The 15989-nt window shown below is 51.9% G+C and carries 13 protein-coding genes; 9 read left to right on the top strand and 4 right to left on the bottom strand.

What is annotated here, in order from left to right; genetic code table 11:
• Positions 1-412: 412 nt before the first annotated feature.
• Complete coding sequence (gene ampG / locus NA389_RS08480; RefSeq protein ID WP_000098466.1) at positions 413-1888, bottom strand: muropeptide MFS transporter AmpG; 1476 nt, start codon at positions 1886-1888, stop codon at positions 413-415.
• A gap of 43 nt (positions 1889-1931) precedes the next feature.
• Positions 1932-2510 carry a lipoprotein gene (locus tag NA389_RS08475; RefSeq protein ID WP_001539323.1) on the bottom strand — a complete coding sequence of 193 codons (579 nt, stop codon included), beginning with the start codon at positions 2508-2510 and terminating at the stop codon, positions 1932-1934.
• 303 nt (positions 2511-2813) lie between these two features.
• On the opposite strand from NA389_RS08475, the gene bolA reads away from it, so the two are divergent.
• The 9 genes from bolA to fadM all read left to right on the top strand — a co-directional run bounded on the left by bolA (position 2814) and on the right by fadM (position 13378).
• On the top strand, positions 2814-3131 hold the full coding sequence (gene bolA, locus NA389_RS08470) for a transcriptional regulator BolA (protein ID WP_000973433.1): 318 nt from the start codon (positions 2814-2816) through the stop codon (positions 3129-3131).
• Positions 3132-3477: 346 nt separating this feature from the next.
• Positions 3478-4776, top strand: coding sequence for a trigger factor (tig, locus tag NA389_RS08465; RefSeq protein WP_001198403.1), 1299 nt, complete (start codon positions 3478-3480; stop codon positions 4774-4776).
• A 247-nt stretch (positions 4777-5023) separates the two neighbouring features.
• Positions 5024-5647 (top strand): ATP-dependent Clp endopeptidase proteolytic subunit ClpP, encoded by a 624-nt coding sequence (gene clpP / locus NA389_RS08460; protein ID WP_000122260.1) that lies wholly within the window; start codon positions 5024-5026, stop codon positions 5645-5647.
• 250 nt (positions 5648-5897) lie between these two features.
• Positions 5898-7169 carry an ATP-dependent protease ATP-binding subunit ClpX gene (gene clpX, locus NA389_RS08455; RefSeq protein WP_000130314.1) on the top strand — a complete coding sequence of 424 codons (1272 nt, stop codon included), beginning with the start codon at positions 5898-5900 and terminating at the stop codon, positions 7167-7169.
• Between the two features lie 185 nt (positions 7170-7354).
• Positions 7355-9709, top strand: a complete 2355-nt coding sequence (gene lon / locus NA389_RS08450) for an endopeptidase La (RefSeq protein WP_001067723.1) — start codon at positions 7355-7357, stop codon at positions 9707-9709.
• A gap of 190 nt (positions 9710-9899) precedes the next feature.
• Entirely contained in the window at positions 9900-10190 is a 291-nt protein-coding gene (gene hupB, locus NA389_RS08445; RefSeq protein WP_254888479.1) for a nucleoid-associated protein HU-beta, read from the top strand.
• Between the two features lie 290 nt (positions 10191-10480).
• Positions 10481-12352: a peptidylprolyl isomerase gene (gene ppiD, locus NA389_RS08440; RefSeq protein ID WP_000969434.1), complete on the top strand. Its 1872-nt coding sequence runs from the start codon at positions 10481-10483 to the stop codon at positions 12350-12352.
• A 149-nt stretch (positions 12353-12501) separates the two neighbouring features.
• The gene (locus NA389_RS08435) at positions 12502-12876 is read left to right on the top strand and encodes a helix-hairpin-helix domain-containing protein (protein WP_000680324.1); all 375 of its coding nucleotides are present in this window, start codon (positions 12502-12504) and stop codon (positions 12874-12876) included.
• A 103-nt stretch (positions 12877-12979) separates the two neighbouring features.
• Positions 12980-13378, top strand: coding sequence for a long-chain acyl-CoA thioesterase FadM (fadM, locus tag NA389_RS08430; protein ID WP_001194543.1), 399 nt, complete (start codon positions 12980-12982; stop codon positions 13376-13378).
• A 107-nt stretch (positions 13379-13485) separates the two neighbouring features.
• On the opposite strand, the gene queC is transcribed toward fadM, so the two are convergent.
• Together queC and NA389_RS08420 are read right to left on the bottom strand one after the other, a co-directional pair.
• Positions 13486-14181: a 7-cyano-7-deazaguanine synthase QueC gene (gene queC, locus NA389_RS08425; RefSeq protein WP_000817203.1), complete on the bottom strand. Its 696-nt coding sequence runs from the start codon at positions 14179-14181 to the stop codon at positions 13486-13488.
• A gap of 64 nt (positions 14182-14245) precedes the next feature.
• A complete protein-coding gene (locus NA389_RS08420; RefSeq protein WP_001238163.1) occupies positions 14246-15946 on the bottom strand; it encodes an SgrR family transcriptional regulator in 1701 nt (566 codons plus the stop codon).
• Between the last annotated feature and the right edge of the window lie 43 nt (positions 15947-15989).

Raw genomic sequence — 15989 nt, 5'->3', positions numbered from 1 at the left:
TGTAGGGGCATTTTACGGTAAGGTTACATTACTGTAAACATGATTGGTTCTGTGTTACCAAGTTCTGCCGCGCATGTCACATATGTTGCCAAGTATGTCGAAATAACTTTAAGACACTGTTGAAACTTTGCGTTATAACGGATGAGGTCTGTAAGTGGGATGTTGAGGGATAATTGGTATAACCAATGTGAAAATAAAACAATTACTTAACAATTTATTATCAATAAAAGGACAATCAACGGCAGAAATTTAAATTTAATCGGCTGAATCGTGTAAAGAAAATAGGTAGCGTAGAAATTACCAATAATTTCCAAAATTCTGTTGCGCACAAAAAGACAAATATATTTTTTATCAATTGATGGTTATTTAGCCGTTATAATTCCGGGTCGTTATTACAACGGCAAATAATGTTTTAGAGCAGGCGTGTTTTTCGTAGCGCCAGGTAGTCCAGCAACCCGCCAAAGACAATGCCGCACACGGCAACCGCTACCGCGGTCTCAAGCAATCCGGGCAGGAATGAGAAGTTGGTGTAATCCACCGCGTTCATGGTCAGCAGGAGTACCCATACCGCCAGCAAAGCGACGCCCGCGAGCAGGATTGAAAGCGCGAAATTGTAGGCGCCACGGTATTGCGTGCGGGGAATGAAACGCTCGCTCTGCCAGCTATATTCCAGCGTTTGCCGACAGACCAGCAACAGTAACAGCCCGGGAACGGCGGCGACAACCGAGAAGAGGTAGAATGTCGGCCAGCCGTGCGCTTCAACGAACCAGCCCGCTACGGGACCAACATAAACGCGGCCTACTGCGGAGAGGGCCGACAGTAGGGCAAACTGTGTTGCGGAAAACGACTTATTACATAGCGTCATTAATAAGGCGACAAAGGCGGCAGTCCCCATCCCGCCGCACAGATTTTCGAAAAAGACCGCCGCGCCCATGCTGAACATGTTTTTATCGGTAATGGAGAGCAACCAGTAACCGGCGTTGGACGCGCCTTGCAAAATGCCGAAAATCAGCAGCGCGCGAAACAGCGAAAGACGCTGCATTAATATGCCGCCGTATAACGCGCCGACGATTGTCGCCAACAGGCCCAGCGTTTTATTGACCACGCCGACTTCGCCGGCGTCAAAGCCGACGCCGCGAATCAAAAAGGTGGTGGTCAGGCTCATGGCGAAGGCGTCACCCAGTTTATAAAGCACAATGAGCAGTAAAATCAGCCAGGCGTTATTACGGCCAAAGAAATCGCGTAGTGGCGCGACGACGGCCTGTTCCAGCGATTTCGGGGACGGGATACTATCGGTCGGCTCCGGCGCCAGTAAGGTGGCGATAATGCAGGGGATCAGCAATGCCGCCATCAGCCAGTACATGCCCTGCCAGCCGAGCCAGCGATCGGCCAGCCATAGCGCCAGTCCGCCGGAAACCAGCATCCCCAACCGGTAGCCAAGCACGCTGATTGCCGCGCCAGCGCCGCGTTCTTCTGCGGGTAAAACATCGGTTTTCCAGGCGTCGAACACGATATCCTGCGAGGCGGAGCAAAAAGCAATCACCACCGCCAGCGCCGCCATCCAGCGTAGCTGCGTGCCGGGTTCAAGAAAGCCCATCGCCGCAATCGCCGCCAGTAACAACAGTTGGGTGGCGAGTAACCAACCGCGACGACGACCTAAAAAAGGCGGCGTGTAGCGGTCCATCAGCGGGGACCAGAGAAACTTAAACACATAGGCCTGACCAACCAGCGAGAAGAAGCCAATCGTTTTAAGATCGATATTCTCGACGGTCATCCACGCCTGTAGCGTACCGGAGGTGAGCGCCAGCGGGAGGCCGGAGGCAAAACCCAATATCAGCAGAATGGCTGAACGCGGTTGCTGGAAAATACGTAAATATTGACTTGACATAGGCATCTACAGACCCGGCTTCTGCCGGGTCTTGTTGTTGCTATTAACGGGCGTTTTGCTTGATAAAATCGTGAATACTGGTGTCCTGAGACATATCAGCGATAGTATCGGTCAGAACACTGTTCACCGCGTCGGCAATATTCTGGTTAGAGGCCTGGAATGCCCCTTCAATAGAGTAGTTGGCGCGATAGTTTTTGGTCATCTTGTTGCCATTTGCCGCGGTCGCAATAATCGCGATATCCGCTTTGGTCGCGATGTTGTAGCGCACGCTGCCCTGGGAAACATCAGCATACAGTTGGTTAACAATAATCTGCAGATTAACCGCGCCGTTAGGCCCGATCATATAGCCCCGCGCCGTCATCTGTTTTTCCAGGACTTCTTGTAACAGGAAGCGTAAATCGCGGGAGGCGGTTAACGTTACCAGCTGGTTGTTACGCGTGACTTTCGCTAACGCTTGATCCTGGCGTTGGTCCGCGCCGGTAATGCTAACGGTGACGCCCATCAGGCTCGGATCCTGCTGTGGCAAGGTGATCTTCGGCGCGACGTCAATGGTCGTCGGCGGTGTGGCGCATCCTGCCAGCATAAACAGAGCGACTAACGGAAAGAGAAGTTTTTTTAACATATTCAGGCTCTCAATGACGCTTAAAACGTGATAGGTAAAAATTCCCGCCATCATAACACCGCTAACGGCGAGGGGAAGTGGTCAACGCAGGTAAATTCGTCGTAATGTCCGATTTGGTATTGATAACGGCGCGAGCGGGGATTTTGAGCGCTAAAAGAATGATTAAGGCAGTAAACTTCATACGTTTGGCTGAAATAATCAGACGAAAGCTAAATTTTTGTTGTCATGCTGTAATGGAAACGGTAAAAGCGGCTAGTATTTAAAGGGATGGGTGACATCACAGCGTTGTCGGAGGAGATTTTCATGATGATACGTGAGCAAATAGAAGAAAAATTAAGGACAGCGTTCGACCCCGTGTTTCTCGAAGTTGTGGATGAAAGCTATCGTCACAATGTTCCTGCAGGATCGGAAAGTCATTTTAAGGTCGTGCTGGTGAGCGATCGCTTTACAGGCGAACGTTTTCTTAATCGTCATCGGATGATTTACGGTACGTTAACGGCGGAACTCTCCACAACCGTACATGCGCTGGCACTGCATACTTATACCCTCAAAGAGTGGGAAGGGTTGCAGGATACTATCTTCGCGTCGCCTCCTTGTCGCGGCGCGGGAAGCATCGCGTAGCAAAACGGATTTGCAACTACCTCCGCTTTTCCAGTATGTTGCTACAGAATTATGTGAAAACGGCCTGCGGGCCGTTTTGTTTTGTCTGAATTTTGAGCGTGTCGTACAGTATTCAGACAAAAATTAGCCGAGAATTGTGAAAACCGCCGCAGCATCGCACAATCACCGTTCTCGACTCACAAAAGTGATGCCGCTATAATGCGCCGTCTTATATATGAACGTCTTCGGGATGATTCTGACGACAGGGAATGTGATTGATTATGAGAACATCCCGGTTCCGCGAAGCAAATAGCACGTGCTTGCGGAGTAGAGTTGACCGAGCACTGTGATTTTTTGAGGTAACAAGATGCAAGTTTCAGTTGAAACCACTCAGGGCCTTGGCCGCCGTGTAACGATTACAATCGCTGCTGACAGCATCGAGACCGCTGTAAAAAGCGAGCTGGTCAACGTAGCGAAAAAAGTACGTATTGACGGCTTCCGTAAAGGCAAAGTACCGATGAATATCGTCGCTCAGCGTTATGGCGCTTCTGTTCGCCAGGACGTGCTGGGCGATCTGATGAGCCGCAACTTCGTTGACGCGATCATCAAAGAAAAAATTAACCCGGCAGGCGCGCCGAACTATGTTCCGGGCGAATACAAAGTGGGTGAAGACTTCACTTACTCCGTCGAGTTTGAAGTCTATCCGGAAGTTGAACTGACCGGCCTCGAGTCCATCGAAGTTGAAAAACCGGTTGTTGAAGTCACCGACGCTGACGTTGATGTGATGCTGGACACCCTGCGTAAGCAGCAGGCGACCTGGAAAGAAAAAGACGGCGCTGCTGATGCGGAAGACCGCGTGACCATCGACTTCACCGGCTCTGTAGACGGCGAAGAGTTCGAAGGCGGCAAAGCGACCGATTTCGTTCTGGCGATGGGCCAGGGTCGTATGATTCCGGGCTTTGAAGACGGCGTTAAAGGCCACAAAGCTGGCGAAGAGTTCACTATCGATGTGACCTTCCCGGAAGAGTACCACGCTGAAAACCTGAAAGGTAAAGCGGCTAAGTTCGTTATCAACCTGAAGAAAGTTGAAGAACGTGAACTGCCGGAACTGACCGAAGAATTCATCAAACGTTTCGGCGTTGAAGATGGTTCCGTAGCCGGTCTGCGCGCTGAAGTACGTAAAAACATGGAACGCGAGCTGAAAGGCGCGGTGCGTAACCGCGTTAAGTCTCAGGCGATCGAAGGTCTGGTAAAAGCTAACGACATCGACGTACCGGCTGCGCTGATCGACAGCGAAATCGACGTTCTGCGTCGTCAGGCTGCGCAGCGTTTTGGTGGTAACGAGAAACAGGCTCTGGAGCTGCCGCGCGAACTGTTCGAAGAACAGGCTAAGCGTCGTGTAGTTGTCGGTCTGCTGCTCGGCGAAGTCATTCGTACCAACGAGCTGAAAGCGGACGAAGAACGCGTTAAAGGTCTGATCGAAGAGATGGCGTCTGCTTACGAAGATCCGAAAGAAGTGATTGAGTTCTACAGCAAAAATAAAGAGCTGATGGACAATATGCGTAACGTCGCTCTGGAAGAACAGGCTGTTGAAGCGGTTCTGGCAAAAGCGAAAGTGTCTGAAAAAGCCACTTCCTTCAATGAGCTGATGAACCAGCAGGCGTAATTTTTCGCATTAAAAGCACGAAATTTGCACAAAAACCCGTCACCTTTCAGTGACGGGTTTTTTTTTGTCACGCATTTTGCATGGTAAGGGTGCGAAAACCGCGTTTCAGTGTTAGCGTTAGAGCAAAAGATTGTTATGCTTGAATTATGGCGATGCCGTACCCATTACAGAGGGACTGGCTGATAATCCGTCCATCAGGTTACAATCAGTACAGCAGATTTTTTCAATTTTTATCCAGGAGACGGAAATGTCATACAGCGGAGAACGAGTTAATTTGGCCCCTCATATGGCGCTGGTGCCGATGGTCATTGAACAGACCTCACGCGGTGAGCGCTCTTTTGATATCTATTCTCGTCTACTTAAGGAACGCGTCATATTTCTGACCGGCCAGGTCGAAGACCATATGGCTAACCTGATCGTGGCGCAGATGCTGTTCCTGGAAGCGGAAAACCCGGAAAAAGATATCTATCTGTACATTAATTCTCCTGGCGGCGTAATTACTGCGGGGATGTCCATCTATGACACCATGCAGTTTATTAAGCCAGACGTCAGCACCATTTGTATGGGACAGGCGGCCTCTATGGGGGCGTTTTTGCTGACTGCCGGGGCGAAAGGCAAACGTTTCTGCTTGCCGAACTCTCGCGTCATGATCCACCAGCCGCTGGGCGGCTACCAGGGCCAGGCGACGGATATTGAAATTCACGCCCGCGAAATTTTGAAAGTAAAAGGGCGCATGAATGAACTTATGGCGCATCATACGGGTCAATCTCTTGAGCAGATTGAACGTGATACTGAGCGCGATCGCTTCCTCTCCGCGCCTGAAGCGGTAGAGTACGGTTTGGTTGACTCAATTTTGACCCATCGTAATTGATGCCCTGGACGCAAGTGTGCCGCTATACACTTCATCCTTCACGCTACCTCGGTGTTGGCTGCCAGCGCGCCTCCCGGTGACTTACTTATGTAAGCGCTGCGGAGTCGCTGAGTTGCCGCCTTGATGTAGCTCGAATGATTTTGTGTATATACTAATGAAGGGCGGCACAACGCTGATTAGCGGCTTGCGCCTGAGAATGGCATTTGCGTCGTCGTGTGCGGCACAAAGAACAAAGAAGAGGTTTTGACTCATGACAGATAAACGCAAAGATGGCTCGGGCAAATTGTTGTACTGCTCTTTTTGCGGCAAAAGCCAGCATGAAGTGCGCAAGCTGATTGCCGGTCCATCCGTGTATATCTGCGACGAATGCGTCGATTTATGTAACGACATTATTCGCGAAGAAATTAAAGAAGTTGCTCCGCACCGTGAACGTAGTGCGCTGCCGACGCCGCATGAAATTCGTACTCACCTGGACGATTACGTTATCGGCCAGGAGCAGGCGAAAAAAGTGCTGGCGGTGGCGGTCTATAACCACTACAAGCGTCTGCGTAACGGCGATACCAGCAATGGCGTCGAGTTAGGCAAAAGCAACATTCTGCTGATTGGACCGACCGGTTCCGGTAAAACGCTGCTGGCGGAAACGCTGGCGCGCTTGCTGGATGTGCCGTTCACTATGGCGGATGCGACCACGCTGACCGAAGCGGGTTACGTGGGTGAAGACGTCGAGAATATCATTCAGAAACTGTTGCAGAAATGCGACTACGACGTGCAAAAAGCGCAGCGTGGGATTGTCTACATTGATGAAATCGATAAGATTTCGCGTAAATCAGACAATCCGTCCATTACCCGCGACGTTTCCGGCGAAGGCGTACAGCAGGCGTTGCTGAAACTGATCGAAGGCACCGTCGCCGCGGTTCCACCGCAGGGCGGTCGCAAACATCCGCAGCAGGAATTCTTACAGGTAGATACCTCTAAGATTCTGTTTATCTGCGGCGGCGCGTTTGCCGGTCTGGATAAAGTGATCGCTAACCGTGTTGAAACCGGCTCCGGCATTGGTTTTGGCGCGACGGTGAAAGCGAAGTCCGACAAAGCCAGCGAAGGCGAGCTGTTGTCGCAGGTTGAACCGGAAGATTTGATCAAATTTGGTCTGATTCCTGAGTTTATCGGTCGTCTGCCAGTGGTGGCGACGCTGAACGAACTCAGCGAAGAAGCGCTGATTCAAATCCTGAAAGAGCCGAAAAATGCGCTGACCAAGCAGTATCAGGCGCTGTTTAACCTGGAAGGCGTCGATCTGGAATTCCGTGACGAAGCGCTGGACGCTATCGCCAGGAAAGCAATGGCGCGTAAAACCGGCGCCCGTGGCCTGCGTTCTATCGTCGAAGCGGCGCTGCTGGATACCATGTACGATTTGCCATCTATGGAAGACGTCGAAAAAGTAGTGATCGACGAGTCCGTTATTGCCGGTCAGAGTAAGCCGTTGCTGATTTACGGCAAACCGGAAGCGCAGGCTTCTGGCGAATAATTAAACATTCATACAATCAGTTAGCCAAAAAAGGGGGGATTTTATCTCCCCTTTCGTTTTTCCTGTAAACACGCCGTTGAATGTGTGGGAAACATCCCCATATACTGACGTACATGTTATAGGTGGTATGGAGCACAGCTATACTATCTGATTACCTGGCGGACACTAAACTAAGAGAGAGCTCTATGAATCCTGAGCGTTCTGAACGCATTGAAATCCCCGTATTGCCCTTGCGCGATGTGGTGGTTTATCCGCACATGGTCATACCCTTATTTGTAGGGCGGGAAAAATCTATCCGTTGTCTGGAAGCGGCTATGGACCATGATAAAAAAATCATGCTGGTCGCCCAGAAGGAAGCATCAACGGATGAGCCGGGTGTAAACGATCTTTTCACCGTCGGGACCGTGGCCTCTATTTTGCAGATGTTGAAACTGCCTGACGGCACCGTAAAAGTGCTGGTCGAGGGGTTACAGCGCGCGCGTATTTCCGCGCTGTCTGACAACGGCGAACATTTCTCCGCGAAGGCGGAGTACCTTGATTCGCCAGCCATTGATGAGCGAGAACAAGAAGTGCTGGTGCGTACCGCTATCAGCCAGTTCGAAGGCTACATCAAGCTGAACAAAAAAATTCCGCCGGAAGTGCTGACGTCACTCAATAGCATTGACGACCCTGCACGTCTGGCTGACACCATCGCCGCGCATATGCCGCTGAAACTGGCGGATAAACAGTCCGTACTGGAGATGTCCGACGTTAACGAACGCCTGGAATATCTGATGGCGATGATGGAATCTGAAATCGATCTGCTGCAGGTTGAGAAACGCATTCGCAACCGCGTGAAAAAGCAGATGGAGAAATCCCAGCGCGAGTACTATCTGAACGAGCAAATGAAAGCGATTCAGAAAGAACTTGGCGAGATGGACGACGCGCCGGACGAAAACGAAGCGCTGAAGCGTAAGATCGACGCGGCGAAAATGCCGAAAGAGGCGAAAGAGAAAGCGGAAGCGGAACTGCAGAAGCTGAAAATGATGTCTCCGATGTCGGCGGAAGCGACCGTGGTGCGCGGCTACATCGACTGGATGGTGCAGGTGCCGTGGAATGCGCGTAGCAAGGTCAAAAAAGACCTGCGTCAGGCGCAGGAAATCCTTGATACTGACCATTATGGTCTGGAGCGCGTGAAAGACCGCATCCTTGAGTATCTCGCGGTTCAAAGCCGTGTAAATAAAATCAAGGGGCCGATCCTGTGTCTGGTGGGGCCGCCGGGGGTAGGTAAAACCTCGTTGGGCCAGTCCATCGCTAAAGCAACAGGGCGTAAATACATCCGTATGGCGCTGGGCGGCGTGCGTGATGAAGCGGAAATCCGCGGTCATCGCCGGACTTACATTGGCTCTATGCCGGGTAAACTGATCCAAAAAATGGCCAAAGTGGGGGTTAAAAACCCACTGTTCCTGCTCGATGAGATCGACAAAATGTCTTCTGACATGCGCGGCGATCCGGCTTCCGCACTGCTGGAAGTGCTGGATCCAGAGCAGAACGTGGCGTTCAGCGATCATTACCTGGAAGTGGATTACGATCTCAGCGATGTGATGTTTGTCGCCACTTCCAACTCCATGAACATTCCGGCGCCGCTGCTGGATCGTATGGAGGTGATCCGTCTGTCCGGTTATACCGAAGATGAGAAGCTGAATATTGCTAAACGTCACCTGCTGCCGAAGCAGATCGAGCGTAACGCGCTGAAGAAAGGAGAACTGACGGTCGACGATAGCGCGATTATCGGTATTATTCGCTATTACACGCGTGAAGCGGGCGTGCGTAGTCTGGAGCGTGAAATCTCCAAACTGTGCCGCAAAGCGGTTAAACAACTGTTGCTCGATAAGTCGTTAAAACATATCGAAATTAACGGCGATAATCTGCACGACTACCTCGGTGTGCAGCGCTTTGATTATGGCCGCGCGGATAGCGAAAACCGCGTAGGTCAGGTGACGGGGTTGGCGTGGACGGAAGTGGGCGGCGATCTGTTGACCATCGAAACCGCCTGCGTACCGGGCAAAGGCAAGCTGACCTACACCGGTTCGCTCGGTGAAGTGATGCAGGAATCCATTCAGGCGGCGCTGACCGTGGTGCGCGCGCGCGCGGAAAAACTGGGTATTAATCCGGACTTTTACGAAAAACGCGATATCCACGTTCACGTGCCGGAAGGCGCAACGCCGAAAGACGGTCCAAGTGCCGGTATCGCGATGTGTACCGCGCTGGTTTCCTGCCTGACCGGTAATCCGGTGCGCGCAGATGTGGCAATGACCGGTGAGATCACGCTGCGCGGTCAGGTGTTGCCGATCGGCGGCCTGAAAGAAAAACTGTTGGCGGCGCATCGCGGCGGGATTAAAACGGTCTTAATTCCATTCGAAAATAAACGTGACCTGGAGGAAATTCCGGACAACGTGATTGCCGATCTGGATATTCACCCGGTTAAGCGTATTGAGGAAGTTCTGACGCTTGCTCTGCAAAACGAACCGTCTGGAATGCAGGTTGTAACCGCAAAATAGTGACCTCGCGCAAATAGCGCTAATAAAAACAGGGCTGGCAGGCTATTTCGGACTTGCCAGCCTTTTTTTGTATAGCTAATTTAGATGGTTGATTGGGTCTGCCACCATTAACGGGTGTTGTAAGGGCGTGGCAGGCCTGATATAACTGCTGCGCGGTCGTACTTCGAAGGATTCAGGTGCGATATAAATTATAAAGAGGAAGAGAAGAGTGAATAAATCTCAACTGATCGAAAAAATTGCTGCAGGGGCTGATATCTCTAAGGCTGCGGCTGGACGTGCGTTAGACGCGATTATTGCTTCTGTTACCGAATCTCTGAAAGAAGGGGATGACGTTGCACTGGTAGGCTTTGGTACTTTTGCTGTTAAAGAGCGTGCTGCCCGTACTGGTCGCAACCCGCAAACAGGTAAAGAGATCACCATCGCCGCAGCCAAAGTGCCGAGTTTCCGTGCAGGTAAAGCGCTGAAAGACGCGGTAAACTAAGCGTGATCCCCTCGGGGGATGTGACAAAGTACAAGGGCGCATCAACTGATGTGCCTTTTTTATTGACGATTCGGGACTTTCTGCGCGTTGCGGGCTGACAATTGCCCTCGTTTCTTGTCACAATAGGCTTTTGCGCGCCGCGTTCAGAAAATGCGATGCGCGTGAAGTCTATATACGCAAATCATTCAGGTTGCGTCGACGCGGCAACTGAGCGAATCACTCGGTAGCCAGCAGAGAAGCCGCCTGAAAGATAAAGTGTAAAGTCACCTACAGCGGAGTGTGGTTACACCATGATGGACAGCTTACGCACGGCTGCAAACAGTCTCGTGCTCAAGATTATTTTCGTTATCATTATCGTGTCGTTCATTTTGACCGGCGTTAGTGGTTACCTGATTGGCGGAAGCAATAACTACGCCGCAAAAGTGAATGGCCAGGAAATCAGCCGGGCACAGTTTGAGAATGCGTTTAATAACGAACGTAACCGTATGCAGCAGCAGTTGGGCGACAGGTATTCTGAACTGGCGGCCAACGAAGGTTATATGAAAAGCCTGCGCCAGCAGGTGCTGAATCGTCTGATAGATGAAGCGCTGTTGGATCAATATTCCCGCGAACTGAAACTGGGCATCAGCGATGAGCAGGTAAAGCAGGCGATTTTCGCCACTCCCGCTTTTCAGGTGGACGGTAAGTTTGACAACAACCGCTATAACGCGATTGTGAATCAGATGGGAATGACCGCCGATCAGTACGCTCAGGCGCTGCGTAACCAGCTTACCACTCAGCAACTGATCAACGGCGTGGCCGGTACTGATTTTATGCTGAAAGGGGAAACCGACGAACTGGCGGCATTAGTCTCTCAACAGCGCGTGGTGCGTGAAGCCGTTATTGATGTCAACGCGCTGGCGGCGAAGCAGCAGGTGACCGATCAGGAAGTGTCCAGCTACTACGATCAGAATAAAGTCCGCTTTATGACGCCGGAACAGTTCCGCGTAAGCTATATCAAGCTGGATGCCGCGACGATGCAGGCACCGGTCAGCGATGCGGATATTCAGGCCTATTATGACCAGCATGTAGATCAGTTTACTCAGCCGGAGCGTATTCGTTACAGCATTATTCAGACCAAAACGGAAGATGATGCGAAAGCGGTACTGGATGCGCTGAACAAGGGCGAAGATTTCGCCACGCTGGCGAAAGAGAAATCTACCGATATCATCTCTGCGCGTAATGGCGGCGATATGGGCTGGCTGGAAGAGTCTGCCACGGTGCCGGAACTGAAAAACGCCGGATTAAAAGAAAAAGGCCAGATATCTGGTGTGATTAAGTCGTCTGTCGGTTTTCTGGTGGCGCGTCTGGATGATATTCAGCCTGCCAAAGTGAAACCGTTAAGCGAGGTTCGCGACGACATTGCCGCGAAAGTGAAACAAGAAAAAGCGCTGGATGCTTACTATGCGTTGCAGCAGAAAGTGAGCGATGCGGCAAGCAACGACAATGAGTCGTTAGCAGGCGCTGAACAGGTCGCTGGTGTAAAAGCCGTTGAAACCGGCTGGTTTAGCCGTGACACCTTACCGGAAGAGCTGAACTTCAAACCGGTAGCCGATGCTATCTTTAATGGCGGTCTGGTAGGCGAAAACGGTACGCCGGGGCCGAATTCAGACATTATCACCGTGGATGGCGACCGGGCTTTTGTTGTACGCGTGAGCGAACATAAACCTGAAGCCGTGAAGCCGTTGGCAGAAGTGAAAGAACAGGTCACTGCCCTGGTGAAGCATAACAAAGCGGAACAACAGGCGAAGCTGGATGCGGAAAAACTGCTGGTCGAGCTGAAAGCGGGCAAAGGCGCGGAAGCGATGAAAGCGGCGGGTCTGAGTTTTGGCGAGCCTAAAACGTTAAGTCGTACCAGTCAGGATCCGGTGAGTCAGGCGGCCTTTGCATTAAGCCTTCCGACGAAAGATAAGCCAGTTTATGGCGTGGCGAACGATATGCAGGGTAACGTCGTTCTGCTGGCGTTTGACGAGGTGAAAGCGGGTGCCATGCCGGAAGCGCAGAAAAAAGCGATGGTGCAGGGCATCACGCAGAACAATGCGCAAATTGTCTTTGAAGCGCTGATGAGTAATCTGCGTAAAGAGGCGAAAATCAAAATCGGCGACGCTCTGGAACAGCAGTAATCGTCGAGGCGCTTCGCAAAAAATTGCAAAACGTTGTATCCCACAAAGGCCGCTTTCGCGGCCTTTTCCATTTCTGAGAATTGCCGTTTGTTCGTTTTTCTCCGCCCCGCTATCGTGGCTGCACTGTTAACAAACAAGGAGAAAACAGTATGAAACACGGAATTAAAGCACTGCTTATTACACTTTCTTTAACCTGCGCGGGCATGGCCCATAGCGCACTGGCGGCGACGCCTGTCGCAAAAAATGCAGCGGTGGAAACAAAAGCGGATACGCCTTCTTCATCCTCCGCCAAAGCGGCATTACCTACTAAAGCCAGCGATGATGAAGGTACCAGGGTGAGCATTAATACCGCGTCTGCGGAGGATCTGGCGCGGGTGATGAACGGCGTTGGGCTGAAAAAAGCGCAGGCTATTGTGAGCTATCGGGAGGAGTATGGTCCTTTTAAAACGGTGGATGATTTAAAGCAGGTGCCGGGAATGGGAAGCGCGCTGGTGGAGCGTAATCTGGCAGTTTTAACATTGTAATCACTTGCACAGTGGCAAAAATTTGCCAGACTGTAGAGGTCATACCAGTTATGACCTCTGTACTTGTCGTTTACTTATAACAACAACGTAAGGTTATTGCGCTATGCAAACACAAATCAAAGTTCGTGGATATCATCTTGATGTTTATCAACATGTTAATAATGCCCGCTATCTGGAATTTCTGGAAGAGGCCCGTTGGGATGGGCTGGAAAACAGCGACAGCTTTCAGTGGATGACGGCCCGCAATATTGCCTTTGTGGTGGTAAACATCAATATAAATTACCGTCGCCCGGCGGTATTGAGCGATCTACTGACCGTGACCAGCCAGGTACAACAGCTTAACGGTAAAAGCGGCGTATTAAGCCAGACGATTACGCTGGAGCCAGAAGGGCAGGTGGTGGCCGATGCGCTCATCACGTTTGTTTGTATTGATTTAAAAACGCAAAAAGCGCTGCCGCTGGAAGGCGAATTGCGTGAAAAGCTGGAACAGATGGTGCAATAACGCCCCTCGCTGTCTGATGGCGTTGAACTGATCCGGCCTGGCGATATTGACCATGGTGAATATCGCCAGGCTGGATAAGGTGCATGCACCGCCATCCGGCAAAACAATCACCTTAACCCGGTTTTTTGCTTCATTGCCGCCATCACCGCCGCTTTATTCGACAGATAATGATTCAGGCCGTTAGCGCGCAGATTACAGGCCGCGCAATGACCACAGCCATCGCCTTTAATGCCGTTATAGCAGGTCAGCGTCTCTTCGCGAACCAATTCCAGTTGGCCCCAATAATCGGCCAGTGCCCAGGTTTCAGCTTTATCAATCCACATTAAGGGCGTTTCGAAACGGATATCTTTCGCCATGCCCAGATTTACCGCGTGATTCAGCGCTTTGACGAACTCATCGCGGCAGTCTGGATAGCCGGAAAAATCGGTCTCGCAAACGCCGGTGATCACCGCTTCGGCTTTGACCTGATAAGCGTAAATCGCCGCCAGCGTCAGAAAGAGAATATTGCGTCCCGGTACGAAAGTATTGGGGATACCGTCAGCGTTTGGTTCATAGTCCGGCACCGGAATGCTATCCCGCGTCAGGCTGCTGACCGCCAGTTCGTTCAGCAAAGTGACATCCAGCACTTTATGCGCGCGTGCGCCAAGTTTTAACGCCAGCGCGCGCGCGACATCGATCTCTGCGCGGTGGCGCTGACCATAATCAAACGTGACACAATGCACTTCATCATACTGATGCCGCGCTTGCGCCAGACAAGTGGTGGAGTCCTGACCTCCACTAAATACAACAACGGCGCGTTTCATAGTTATCCTGATCAATGACGAAAACCAATATGGTAACGCGTACGGATAATCCCGACCAGCTTCTTCACGGCGAAGGCGGCGGAAGCCAGGCTTCGCTAAATTCAAACCAGCCGCGAGGGGTGAGTCGAACGCCGTTAACGCCCGGTGGGGCGCTGATGCGATAGTGATAATTAAACAGCGGCGTAAGTGTGGCGTCATCCATCAGGTTGGCAAAAACTTGTTGTAGCGCGGCGCGGCGATCTTTTTCATTGGGCTGAATTTGCAGAGCGTCAAGCGTAGCCTGCAGATGGGAAAACGCAGGCGCGTCCAGGACATGTGACCAGATCTGATCGCAACGTAGCCACTGCTCCAGCGTATATTCCGGCGCTTCGCCGATCAGCCTGTCGCCCATCATCAGATCCGCTTGCGCCAACGCAGGGCAGTTATCCCAGTTTTTGGCATTATGAAAAATCAATGTTAACTCACAGCCGAGCGTCGCCAGGTAATGTCGAAGCTGTTCCGCCATCGTATGCAGCTCTACGGGAAGGTGGTACGCCAGGGTAAGTTTTTTCGGCAATGGCGTTTCATCAACGTCCTGCCATTGCGGGATTGTCCAGCCGGGTAGCAGCCCCTGACTTGGCATAATCAAGTTCTCATCTACCGGCAAGGTTTTCAGCAGCGAAGTATGATGGATAATATGTATCAGACGCCGCGCCTGCTGTACGTTGAGCCGTGAGCCCTTTTTGAGGGTTAAATAGCAAAAACCCAGACTAATACCACTACTTACCTGACTCAGCGTCGCCAGCTCTTCCGGTTTGCCGATGGCAATCTGCACCGGATGGCGGCAACTGGTGCCCAGATCCTGGGCAAACAGTTGCGGGGTGATCCAGAATTCAATCGCTTTCAGCAGCGGATGGCTGAGGTGATAATGGTCATGACTTTCCAGACGCACCAGTTCCGGCGTGAACAACGCCAGGCGAAAAGGACCGGTGCCGATAAGCGGCAGGTCAGGATGCGCCAGACCGCTACAATAGCTCGCCAGACGATGCGCCAGCCAGTAATCAGGTCGGTGAAGGAGAAAGGTCAGGCACTGAGGATGCGTTACTTCGATCCGTGCGACGCTAATAAACAATTTGCTTAGCGCCGGTAGGGTAAGCAGCCTTTCCAGGCGTTCGTGTAGCTGCGCGGTGTCCACCGCATCGCCATTATGCCAGTGCAGCGTGGAGCGAATATAAAAATCCCAGCGTAAACCGTCGGCGGAAACCTCCCAGTGATGCGCCAAATCCCCGCAAGGATATTGGCTATCGCGGTCGAAGCGCGTTAACCCGGAAAAAACTTGCCCTGCGAGATGCTGTTCCGCGCGTCCTGGCAGGAAACCCGGCTGCAGCGGATCAAGCGGACGATAGTAGGGAATACGCAATGTCGGCGTATCGTTTTGCCATTGGCCGCCCATAAAAGGCTGGAGCATCGCCCGTAACTCGCCAGGCGCCAGCTGCGCCAGTTCCAGTACGTTGAGCTGCTGCCCTTTTTCCAGCGCCTGTTCCATCATGGCGGTGCGGAGCGATTCCGGCGTGACCAGAAACTGGAGCCGTCCACGTTTCCCGCGCCCGGACTGCGCCTCCCATCTTAGCCAACCCGCCTGCTGGGCCTGACGCAGCAGCGTTCGCAGATGGCGCTCGCTACAAAAACAGCGTTCGGCCAGTTCGCTAACGGTGACATGTTGCGTTTCCCCGGCGGAAGGCTGCCAGAGGCGTTGATATTGATTAAGCCGATTCAGTAGCCTCATAGAAACCCGGAACACTTCCTTTTATCTGTTCACTATTACTTCC

The sequence above is a fragment of the Salmonella sp. NW645 genome, from assembly GCF_051703725.1.
GTDB lineage: Bacteria > Pseudomonadota > Gammaproteobacteria > Enterobacterales > Enterobacteriaceae > Salmonella > Salmonella enterica.
This window is presented reverse-complemented; position numbering and strand designations above follow the sequence as displayed.

Coding starts and splice junctions, on each gene's coding strand:
- fadM (WP_001194543.1), top strand. CDS start 12,980: ATGCAAACACAAATCAAAGTTCGTGGATATCATCTTGATGTTTATCAA.
- queC (WP_000817203.1), bottom strand. CDS start 14,181: ATGAAACGCGCCGTTGTTGTATTTAGTGGAGGTCAGGACTCCACCACT.
- NA389_RS08475 (WP_001539323.1), bottom strand. CDS start 2,510: ATGTTAAAAAAACTTCTCTTTCCGTTAGTCGCTCTGTTTATGCTGGCA.
- NA389_RS08420 (WP_001238163.1), bottom strand. CDS start 15,946: ATGAGGCTACTGAATCGGCTTAATCAATATCAACGCCTCTGGCAGCCT.
- NA389_RS08435 (WP_000680324.1), top strand. CDS start 12,502: ATGAAACACGGAATTAAAGCACTGCTTATTACACTTTCTTTAACCTGC.
- ampG (WP_000098466.1), bottom strand. CDS start 1,888: ATGTCAAGTCAATATTTACGTATTTTCCAGCAACCGCGTTCAGCCATT.
- bolA (WP_000973433.1), top strand. CDS start 2,814: ATGATGATACGTGAGCAAATAGAAGAAAAATTAAGGACAGCGTTCGAC.
- lon (WP_001067723.1), top strand. CDS start 7,355: ATGAATCCTGAGCGTTCTGAACGCATTGAAATCCCCGTATTGCCCTTG.
- clpX (WP_000130314.1), top strand. CDS start 5,898: ATGACAGATAAACGCAAAGATGGCTCGGGCAAATTGTTGTACTGCTCT.
- clpP (WP_000122260.1), top strand. CDS start 5,024: ATGTCATACAGCGGAGAACGAGTTAATTTGGCCCCTCATATGGCGCTG.
- tig (WP_001198403.1), top strand. CDS start 3,478: ATGCAAGTTTCAGTTGAAACCACTCAGGGCCTTGGCCGCCGTGTAACG.
- ppiD (WP_000969434.1), top strand. CDS start 10,481: ATGATGGACAGCTTACGCACGGCTGCAAACAGTCTCGTGCTCAAGATT.